Genomic DNA, 8,475 nt, shown 5'->3' with positions numbered 1-8,475 from the left:
TTCGTTTCCTGTACCAATTAGAGTCGGTGAGTATGTAACGTTTGAAGCTGGCACAGATGAGTATAAGGTTGACACTATTGTAAACAGCCCAGACTGTTACCCGTTTATACACCTAAAGGAGATTGGATAGGAGTGCTAACGCTTGGCGATAAGCTGCCAGCCCCAATTTTATAAACCTTTAAGCTCGGCGCTAGTTCTGGTCAGCTTGATTATTTTGTTAAGTTGACGAGACTTGATGAGAAACGAACATGAGAGAGATACGATTTAGAGCGTGGAACCGGATAGTAGGAAGAATGTCAGATCCTTTCGGAATTGATCATGACCACAGCCAGACTGCCTGGCAGAACATTGAAATTATGCAGTCTACAGGCCTTCAAGACAAGAACAGAGTCAGCATTTTTGAAGGTGATATCGTTGAAGACCATATCGGGAAAGGTTTTGTAGAGTATGTAGAAAAGTATGCTGGGTTCAGGGTTAATTACCGAGATGGAAAATGTAAATGGTTTTATGATTACAACCTAAAAGGAGAACGTGATTCAATAGTTGTGATTGGTAATATTCACGAAAACCAAGATATTTATTAGTCTACAACTACCGCCTTATCTCCTGAAAACGGCATAAAGCAACCACCAGCAGTTTTCATAAGGAATTTAACTGTGATAGGTGAGCCTACAGTTAAATTATATCCTGCTTCTTTATTTTCAAAATTAACTTGAAGGTCTTGTGTGCCAAAGTTGTCAATATTTAATGATGCTCTATCTGATTTTACCACTACCACCACACCGCGCCATGTGAACCAGTGGTCTTTATAAAGTGCGTTGAATATGTCTCTTTGCTTATCGTTGCTGTATTTACTTCTACACCCGACCACATAGTTTGTTTCTGAATATGAAGAATCGTTAATCTGGTATATTTTCTCTTCTTTTGGCATATCTGAATCACCAGATGCCATACCTATCAAAAGTGCAATTATCAGCCAACTAAAAGATATTCCGCGAGAGATCCCGCTATATCCTTTCCGTAAGGTGAACCATGAAAAGACATGGGGAATAAAGAATATCCCGGTACAGAGCAACGGAGAAACTTTTATATCTTTTGGCATTATTTTAATCCACCTAGGAACGCTTTTTTACAATCTTTGGATGACTCCTCACCACGCACACTCTCAAGGGCGCAGGAGTGGCGCAAATATTCGATTAGGAACGGTTTTGGAGCGCATTGGTATATCTGGTCAGGCAAGAGCGGCTCGTACACCTGTGGATTATTTACGCCTGTTGCGCAGCATCCCGATAACATCAGCATCATCAGCAATGGGAGTGTTGTCAAGGTCGGCCAGTTTTTTGTTTTGTTCATTGGCTTTTTCAAGTTGTTTTTTCTCCGCTTTTTGCTTACCATGATTGACTAGGGATAGCGCACCAAGCAGTTTGCCAAGTGCGCTAAATACAGGCGTTAACCAGCCCCATGTCATTTGTTTAGATTTCCTTTGACGTTAAAATTCGCACCTAACGCATTAATGATAGTGCTGATAACTTTCATTACCTTGTTGTCTGTGTCGTTAGGTGTAGCGTTGGCAATCATAGCGAAGAAACCCACTCCGGCCAAAACTGTTTGCCAATTTTCCATAATCCATTGAATAGCATTACCCATTTTTCTTCTCCTGTTAAATTACTATTTCATGGTGGCAATTATCATTTTTGATAGATTTAAAATTGCCACCCCATATGATAGTCACACCATGCTTTAAACCAATTAATCTGAAATGTTCGTATAACTGTTTAAATTTTTCTACATCATCCCATAAATAATCCCTTAACTTCGGGCAATATGGGGCCACGTCCCATGCAATGGAATACGGTTTGTTCCCCTTCATGACGTTATGCCCTGAGTCACCCCATTTGGCCTTTGAGTCGCCCTCGATAAATTCCTTATTTTGGTCTTCTTCGCACCTGTGGCCGCACACAATACCAAAATCAAACAAAGTAAATGTTTCGATTGCTTCATCAAGAATAACGCGTCCTATTTTACAACAGGTATCGCGCCTGGCTTTGCTGGTCTTTCCGAAAGAGTATTTATTCACAGGTTCCACTCATTGATAGTTTTGTAACACATTCGACAAGTTGTTTAATGCTGGAGTTAATTGCTTTCAAATCTTCCTTAATTGCTAAATGACCTTCTTTGTTCTCCAGATGTTGAGCATCAAGTCGAAGATGAACAGTATTTAGTCTATCTGTATTTATTTGAGTTGTTAAAATACAGTGTTCTTTTGTTACAAGTGCATCCATATTCTTCTGTTTTAGATCGCATTGTATTTTTAACTCTTCTTTTGTCGCACTGTTCTCGCTTAGGAAATCGGTCTTGTCTATTATTCGTTTGCAGAAATAGCCAATAATCAAAGAACAAGAGGTGAGCAACCCGTAGATTACAGGATCAATCTGTTTTCCTTCTTGAAGCATTTTCTGCATCAAGGCAAAATCTTCCGGTGATATGGCCATGTAGATTTCCTTACAAGTTTGAAGCATCAATAAACAACTGGTCAAGTTCTGCATCTGTCATGGCTAAAACATCAGCCTGGAGTGAAAGCAATAACGCATGATCTCTTTTTATTGTTTGGGCATACTCCCATTCAATCCTTGCAGCTTCACCATCAATTCCTGCCATTGCGGTAATGGCTGTTTCTATTGCGGCAAGTTTCCCAATGGTCAACAAGGCGAGTCTTGCCTGTCGCATTGATACTTCCTGCGGGATTATCACAACAGGTTCTACAATAGGATCAGGAATTACACCGTCAGCATTGACACCTTGGCCGATATAACCGTCCCACATGCCTATGGCCTCAATGCAGGATAAACCAGAACCTACATTGATAGGGTTATCCGCAACAACTCTATTTAATATCTTATTCCCATCATGGATTATATAAATTGACATTTTACACCCCTAAATATTCAGTAATTATCACTACACCGTTCGCCCCACTACCGCCATTTCTGTCAGCCGTTGACCCTTGGACAGCACCACCGGCACCACCTGATCCATATGATACCCCATCCGCGCCATTCGCCAATACTCCTACAGTTACCCTTTCCCCTCTTGGCCCTTCTCCTTGCATTGTTCCGCCACCACCACCAGACGCTCCTTTATCAACCGACAATATAACCCCACGCTCTCCGTTACCACCAGTTTTATTAATTTGCCCAGAAGTGCCAGTTGCCCCTTGCCCCGCTGTTATTGTCTGGAGAACAGCTGTTCCAACGCTTTGATTCCCGCCCTCTCCACCTAGACCATTGGCATGTATTCCAAAAGAAGAAGCCCCCCCTGTTACTCCTTTAACATTCCCAAGTCCACCAGCACCACCAGCTCCTATTGTTACAGTCTCAGAGGAAAGCAAAGCAGAAGATAAGATGCTTTTAAAACTTGTTCCACCGCCACCGCCACCGCCAGCCGCCGCAACAGTAGAGGCTCCTTGCCCGTCTGCACCACCGCCACCGCCGCCGCCACCTGTTACCTCTACCGTCAAGGATATTAAATTGTCTGGCTTTTCGTATGTCCCTGACGTTAAAATTTTCGTAACAACTACTGAGTCAATATTACCAGTAGACCGTTTCCAATTAACTGCATCTGATTCAGGATCATTGCCTATGTTCGCATCAGAAAGGGAAACAAATATAACGCCGTTTCTATTTGTAAAAGAATCTGTGTTATACTCTTGTAAAATATCCCACTCAGCAAGGCCGATCTGGTGCAGGTAAGCAAGTATCTGTGTGGCTGTAAAACCAACAGCATTAAAAAACTGCTTTGTCGGATAGCCATTTATATCTGTTCCGTTTTCCCAACCTCGTAAAAAATCCGCGTTTATATTTGAGTCGAGTGTGTCGCTCTGTGTTACTGACCCAAAAACTGTCCTTTCAAGAGCCAAAGCCCCACTACCAAAAGCCTTGAGGTCGCCTGTGTATCTATTAATTTTCGCCATTATCTCTCCTTAGATTGGTAAAAGTTCAGCAAATTTACCCATGCCGAATGTTTCCGCATTTGGGTTTTCAGCAAAACCAAAAGTATTTTCGTCAAATACAACAACATATCCTTTATACGTTACCCCTTGAGGCTTAGGGATTAAATCTTGCGAATTAAGAAGGATTAAATTATCAAGATCATATTCAGCATCTAGGTAAATAGTTAAAGACATATCATAATTATCAACAACATATGCCTTAGAATCGAACAAGAACATGATAGATTGCTGCAATGTGACCCGTTCATCATTAGCTAGGTATGCGCTTGCAATATTCTTTGATATTTTAGCTCTGATAAATGTTCGCATTTGGTTATCATCAAGCTGTGTACTTGTATAACCAGCATCATAAAATAGATCGAACAAAGCACCTTCGCTGAAAGTCTTAGGGTCAGGGACTATACCGTCGTCCCACCCGAAGTAAGCCTTTGGTATTGCATTCCGAACTATCCTACTGATACCTACTATCTTTCCTATTATATCAAGCCTATGACCATACGCCTGATCCAGGTCGAACTCGTCAGAAAACGAATCAATAAAGCTGTAAGTGTTGCTGATTGATTCTAGCCTAGCAGCAATCTCACCAATGGCTTTAGGCTTGTCGCTATATTGAAGAATTAACCGCTTAGAGTATTGGGCGACAAAATCGTCATCAATAGCCATTATACAACCTCAGTAATAGTTATATTAGCCGTTTCAATAAGCAGGATTTCGTCAAAGTCACTCAGAAGCTGTCCGTCAGTATATGTTATATCATCGAGACTAATCTCAAGAACAGATGCTATAAAGTTAGTCCCGGCCTGATACACATACCCATAAAGCTCATTTGCTTGTGAGTTCTCATGTATTCCATATAATTTGCTAACTAGTTTTTCTTTTATTAAATCAAGATCAATAGCAACACCAGCGTCTTTACGGGTAACAGTTAGATTTATATATAATGGGATCTCTGTTGGGCGGTCATATTCTAAAGAATGGGTATAATAAAAAGTTGATCCATCTGGCCTTATAAGCGTTTCTAAATATGTGGTGGTTTCCACACCTCGCATATCAGCCCCAGACGTTTTATTTTTAGCAATAGTCTCTGCAATATCTGCAACAGTTCCACCCTGGATAACACACCATATAGAATGTATTGGCATGCCAACAGAAGCAACATAACTTCCTGTTGTCGGGTCTTTTAACTGGCCTGCTGTGCCAGTATCATTTTCATAAACTTGTAAATCAGTTACGCCCTCAATGTTGGCGAGCTTGGCATATAATCCACCGACAGTAGAGTAACTTGCATTTTCAAGAGACTTATTCCTTCTGGTTCTCAATGCTGCGTCTGTTTCTTCATCAACGCCAGGAATAGCATCAGCCGGATTGGTTGCGCTGATAACCCCAAGAACGATTGTTACAGGGGAATTGATGGTGTTGAGTAATGCTTCGACCTTCCCCCATTCTTCTGAGTACATGGTGACGATATTCGCACCAAGTGCTAAAACTTCTCCAGAAGTTGTTACCCAATTTTGCCCATTTTCATCCGCAACAGTATATCCAGTTGCTAAAGTTAAAATTCGGTCTGTCGTTATTGTCACCGCTGCGCTTGATCTTGTCGCAGGATTGCGGGTAATCCCTATTAGTTTGATAATCTTATTGAGCATTTCACCAGAAGCAAAATCTGGGTCAAACTGATTATATAGTGCAAGCGCAAAACTTTGAAGATCATATTCCAGTTCTGCCTCTATACCCACCTTCTGCCCGTCTGGGGTATTTTGGGATAGGTCAATATCCGCGCCGTAGATTCTCTTATATTCAGTTACCAGCGTATCAAAGATTTCTGTGAAGGTCTGTATCTCTATCCCGTCAACGGTAAACTGTGGTTTCATATTGCAATTCCTATATTTTCAGTAAACGACACATCATAAATTGTCGTGAATATCAATTCAATGGAGGCATCCCTTTTAGTTATACCATTTATCCTGAGCCTGTCAATCGTGCGTACTCCTGTTGTTGCCAGTACAACGCGCTCAAGTTCAGATAGGATAGTCTTCTCGTTATTTCTACTCCCAATAATATTGAACCAATCAATTTCAGCGTCAACGTCAAGGAACCAATCAAACTTAAAAGACTTGATACGAGTCACCACGTTTTGCCTGACCATTGGAGCCTTGATTATATAATTTGCTAACCCTTGCCCGAAAGTCCAATCTCCATTTGCATCAATTCGTCTTACTTTCATTAGTTTGGCACTCCTGTATCGCCTGTACCAGTCTGGACTCCACTGTGGGTATGACTTTTAAGAGATACACCATCTGCAATAACGTCACCGGTTACAATATTAATGGTGATGTTTGTCATGTTTGCCGTCCCAGGTCCACCATCCCCCACTACCGTCATGTTTCCGGTTAATGCAAATAGTCCATTTTGAGTTTTATCACCTGTATGGATCACATCACCAGTCTGGTTTCTATCCCCTTGATGTGTAATATCTCCATCTTGGTTTGTGTCGCCTGTTCTCTGGATTACAGAAGGAATGTCAATGGCATCTGCGAAAGGGTTAATCCCGACAATAGCTATTCCATCTGAATAGTCGTGCATCCTATGTTCAAGGGGTAGCTGATTGTCCTGGCCGTTATACCAACCATCAAAACAACGCTCCGTGAAGATAAGCATTGCATAATCACCGACAGCCACGGGGAAATGGATGTAAGACGCTCCACCCTGTAAAGTCATTAAAGGAACTTCTACAAATTCTGGCAGCTCAATAGACACCCCATCAACTAGCCGATTCGTGACAGGCTTGCAGTTGATAGTTTTGGCGTTTACCTTTGTAACTTTCGCAATGGTACAAGTGTGAAGATTGGCAAGAGACTTGCTTATTGCCAGCATCAGTGTATCAATTAATTGGTTATTGCTCATATCAAAGTCCCCGTAACTTCCTGTGTCCAATCTGTGCCGTAGTAATCACCACTGATGCCTACATCTTCAAGCTTATAGATCCCATTTAAATGTGGTGCAGTGACTGATACTAATTGACAGCTTTCGCCTATTTTCAATGATGGATTGAGTAAGGTAGAAAATGTTACACGTTTATTTAAGCGCTTCGGGGTATTCATTAGTCCAGTTTGCGCGGAAACGATAGGCACGAATGAACCTGTCAGCTCTGTTTTCTTGATAATATTCAAAACTTCATTGTCGATATAGTAAGTTTCATCAACTTTTAGCTGTTGGCGTATTAGTTCAGCGGTATTCCCGACTAAAACTATCGGCCTGACAACTTGCTCTTGTCCCGTTATGAACCCTTTAGCAGTGTTTGGCATGTCTCCGATAAGCGTATCAAGTGCAGCGTCCTTCCCTTTCACAGTTTTGGACGTAAATGAATTAAGGAAATCAAAGCCACCGTCAAGAGATTCAATCTTAGTGATAAAATCTGTTCCTTTGCGCTCTGTTTCTCCTGTGAACATATCTCCTTTAAAAATAACGTCTACATCCTCACCATACCCAACAGACAAAGAAAACGGGATTATTACTTCGGTATCTTCTGGGTCTTTAACCAACTTTAAGCGGGTTGGTTCTTTAAGGTTGTATATCTGTACAGTTGCTTTATTAAGCCCACCATAGATTGATTTAAAGGCTTTAAAAGCAATTTGCATAGGTGGCCTTACTTCTACCTGAAAGCCCCCTAGGTCAATCGTGAGCAGGTAATTTCTATCAAAGCGCAACGCTGTAACCTCTAAGGCCCAAAAGGTCGTCAGCTTCGAGTATATACATTTCTATTCTACCCGAGAAAAAATCATCAATCTGGAATGGATCAATGCCTGTATTTGTTGTGTCTCTAATAATAAAGTCGAAAGGCAAGTTATAATTATTCAAGTGCTGGACATTGAGAGACAATTTAAACCCATATTTACTGAATCCATTATACTCAATATCAAAGCACCAGATGCTTGCTACTTCCAAGAATTTTAGCGTCAGCACAATAGTTTTATCACCGACAAGAATTGTATGACGTTGGGCTGAATCTGCGGTTATATTTGTGATCTGTTTCATTGTCCGAAAGCCGCCTCTTTTATTCTAGTTGCCAATGATGTTGAAACATCTTTAACTTTGTTCAACCCCTTGTCCTTCACGTCATCAGTTTTCCCATTAAGTCCAGAAGCAGGGTTTTTCTTTAATGCTGAAATATCAGTATAGATTGTTTTTGCTATTAAGATTTGTTGAGCTGAAAGTTTAAACGAAACAGCTTGATCTGTGGTGTTGTCTCGGACAATTTGAACCTCAGTAATCACCATGTTCTCGCATACACGGTATGGCATATCAAGTCTGATAACCTGCTTACTGTCCATCAACTTTTCGATCTGGTCAAGAAACTGGTTCTGTTGATCTTTAGCAGAATCCTTATTCCCGAAAATCTCATAAATATTGCTAATGCCTCCAGCCACGTCTTCCAACTTCCTCACAATATCAGCACCTTGCAAGAT

The 8,475-nt window shown here is 41.1% G+C and carries 15 protein-coding genes; 1 reads left to right on the top strand and 14 read right to left on the bottom strand.

The genetic code is table 11. From position 1 onward, the window contains the following. Positions 1-293: 293 nt before the first annotated feature. The gene (locus ABYK33_RS11455; protein WP_373033355.1) at positions 294-584 is read left to right on the top strand and encodes a YopX family protein; all 291 of its coding nucleotides are present in this window, start codon (positions 294-296) and stop codon (positions 582-584) included. On the opposite strand, the gene ABYK33_RS11450 is transcribed toward ABYK33_RS11455, so the two are convergent. The 14 genes from ABYK33_RS11450 to ABYK33_RS11385 form a co-directional block, all read right to left on the bottom strand. After that, the gene (locus ABYK33_RS11450) at positions 581-1,102 is read right to left on the bottom strand and encodes a hypothetical protein (protein ID WP_373033354.1); all 522 of its coding nucleotides are present in this window, start codon (positions 1,100-1,102) and stop codon (positions 581-583) included. The two genes, ABYK33_RS11455 and ABYK33_RS11450, sit on opposite strands and share 4 nt — an antisense overlap. Before the next feature lie 159 nt (positions 1,103-1,261). After that, positions 1,262-1,468 (bottom strand): hypothetical protein, encoded by a 207-nt coding sequence (locus ABYK33_RS11445; RefSeq protein WP_373033353.1) that lies wholly within the window; start codon positions 1,466-1,468, stop codon positions 1,262-1,264. Then, on the bottom strand, positions 1,465-1,647 hold the full coding sequence (locus ABYK33_RS11440; protein WP_373033352.1) for a hypothetical protein: 183 nt from the start codon (positions 1,645-1,647) through the stop codon (positions 1,465-1,467). The genes ABYK33_RS11445 and ABYK33_RS11440 overlap by 4 nt, the downstream gene beginning before the upstream one ends. Before the next feature lie 13 nt (positions 1,648-1,660). Beyond that, complete coding sequence (locus ABYK33_RS11435; protein ID WP_373033351.1) at positions 1,661-2,077, bottom strand: hypothetical protein; 417 nt, start codon at positions 2,075-2,077, stop codon at positions 1,661-1,663. Continuing rightward, positions 2,070-2,492 carry a hypothetical protein gene (locus tag ABYK33_RS11430; RefSeq protein WP_373033349.1) on the bottom strand — a complete coding sequence of 141 codons (423 nt, stop codon included), beginning with the start codon at positions 2,490-2,492 and terminating at the stop codon, positions 2,070-2,072. Before ABYK33_RS11430 ends, ABYK33_RS11435 begins: the two co-directional genes overlap by 8 nt. A 10-nt stretch (positions 2,493-2,502) precedes the next feature. Beyond that, the gene (locus tag ABYK33_RS11425; protein ID WP_373033348.1) at positions 2,503-2,823 is read right to left on the bottom strand and encodes a hypothetical protein; all 321 of its coding nucleotides are present in this window, start codon (positions 2,821-2,823) and stop codon (positions 2,503-2,505) included. Between the two features lie 106 nt (positions 2,824-2,929). Then, positions 2,930-3,970 (bottom strand): hypothetical protein, encoded by a 1,041-nt coding sequence (locus ABYK33_RS11420; protein ID WP_373033347.1) that lies wholly within the window; start codon positions 3,968-3,970, stop codon positions 2,930-2,932. A 9-nt stretch (positions 3,971-3,979) separates the two neighbouring features. Continuing rightward, the gene (locus ABYK33_RS11415; protein ID WP_373033346.1) at positions 3,980-4,672 is read right to left on the bottom strand and encodes a DUF2612 domain-containing protein; all 693 of its coding nucleotides are present in this window, start codon (positions 4,670-4,672) and stop codon (positions 3,980-3,982) included. Next, complete coding sequence (locus ABYK33_RS11410) at positions 4,672-5,880, bottom strand: baseplate J/gp47 family protein (RefSeq protein ID WP_373033345.1); 1,209 nt, start codon at positions 5,878-5,880, stop codon at positions 4,672-4,674. The genes ABYK33_RS11415 and ABYK33_RS11410 overlap by 1 nt, the downstream gene beginning before the upstream one ends. Beyond that, the gene (locus tag ABYK33_RS11405; protein ID WP_373033344.1) at positions 5,877-6,233 is read right to left on the bottom strand and encodes a hypothetical protein; all 357 of its coding nucleotides are present in this window, start codon (positions 6,231-6,233) and stop codon (positions 5,877-5,879) included. The genes ABYK33_RS11410 and ABYK33_RS11405 overlap by 4 nt, the downstream gene beginning before the upstream one ends. Further along, the gene (locus tag ABYK33_RS11400) at positions 6,233-6,883 is read right to left on the bottom strand and encodes a Gp138 family membrane-puncturing spike protein (RefSeq protein ID WP_373033356.1); all 651 of its coding nucleotides are present in this window, start codon (positions 6,881-6,883) and stop codon (positions 6,233-6,235) included. Before ABYK33_RS11400 ends, ABYK33_RS11405 begins: the two co-directional genes overlap by 1 nt. A 26-nt stretch (positions 6,884-6,909) precedes the next feature. Continuing rightward, the gene (locus ABYK33_RS11395; protein WP_373033343.1) at positions 6,910-7,716 is read right to left on the bottom strand and encodes a hypothetical protein; all 807 of its coding nucleotides are present in this window, start codon (positions 7,714-7,716) and stop codon (positions 6,910-6,912) included. Then, complete coding sequence (locus ABYK33_RS11390) at positions 7,706-8,044, bottom strand: hypothetical protein (protein WP_373033341.1); 339 nt, start codon at positions 8,042-8,044, stop codon at positions 7,706-7,708. Before ABYK33_RS11390 ends, ABYK33_RS11395 begins: the two co-directional genes overlap by 11 nt. Next, the coding region (locus tag ABYK33_RS11385) for a phage baseplate protein (protein ID WP_373033340.1) at positions 8,041-8,475 on the bottom strand (435 nt) is incomplete at its 5' end. The genes ABYK33_RS11390 and ABYK33_RS11385, both read right to left, overlap by 4 nt.

Origin of the sequence: Sulfurovum sp. (assembly GCF_041562805.1) — a bacterium.
Classification (GTDB): domain Bacteria; phylum Campylobacterota; class Campylobacteria; order Campylobacterales; family Sulfurovaceae; genus Sulfurovum.
This window is presented reverse-complemented; position numbering and strand designations above follow the sequence as displayed.

Excerpts from the sequence above, each read along its gene's own strand:
- ABYK33_RS11425 (WP_373033348.1), bottom strand. The coding sequence starts at position 2,823 with ATGTGGGACGGTTATATCGGCCAAGGTGTCAATGCTGACGGTGTAATT.
- ABYK33_RS11430 (WP_373033349.1), bottom strand. The coding sequence starts at position 2,492 with ATGGCCATATCACCGGAAGATTTTGCCTTGATGCAGAAAATGCTTCAA.
- ABYK33_RS11450 (WP_373033354.1), bottom strand. The coding sequence starts at position 1,102 with ATGCCAAAAGATATAAAAGTTTCTCCGTTGCTCTGTACCGGGATATTC.
- ABYK33_RS11440 (WP_373033352.1), bottom strand. The coding sequence starts at position 1,647 with ATGGGTAATGCTATTCAATGGATTATGGAAAATTGGCAAACAGTTTTG.
- ABYK33_RS11400 (WP_373033356.1), bottom strand. The coding sequence starts at position 6,883 with ATGCTGGCAATAAGCAAGTCTCTTGCCAATCTTCACACTTGTACCATT.
- ABYK33_RS11405 (WP_373033344.1), bottom strand. The coding sequence starts at position 6,233 with ATGAAAGTAAGACGAATTGATGCAAATGGAGATTGGACTTTCGGGCAA.
- ABYK33_RS11390 (WP_373033341.1), bottom strand. The coding sequence starts at position 8,044 with ATGAAACAGATCACAAATATAACCGCAGATTCAGCCCAACGTCATACA.
- ABYK33_RS11455 (WP_373033355.1), top strand. The coding sequence starts at position 294 with ATGTCAGATCCTTTCGGAATTGATCATGACCACAGCCAGACTGCCTGG.
- ABYK33_RS11445 (WP_373033353.1), bottom strand. The coding sequence starts at position 1,468 with ATGACATGGGGCTGGTTAACGCCTGTATTTAGCGCACTTGGCAAACTG.
- ABYK33_RS11415 (WP_373033346.1), bottom strand. The coding sequence starts at position 4,672 with ATGGCTATTGATGACGATTTTGTCGCCCAATACTCTAAGCGGTTAATT.
- ABYK33_RS11420 (WP_373033347.1), bottom strand. The coding sequence starts at position 3,970 with ATGGCGAAAATTAATAGATACACAGGCGACCTCAAGGCTTTTGGTAGT.
- ABYK33_RS11410 (WP_373033345.1), bottom strand. The coding sequence starts at position 5,880 with ATGAAACCACAGTTTACCGTTGACGGGATAGAGATACAGACCTTCACA.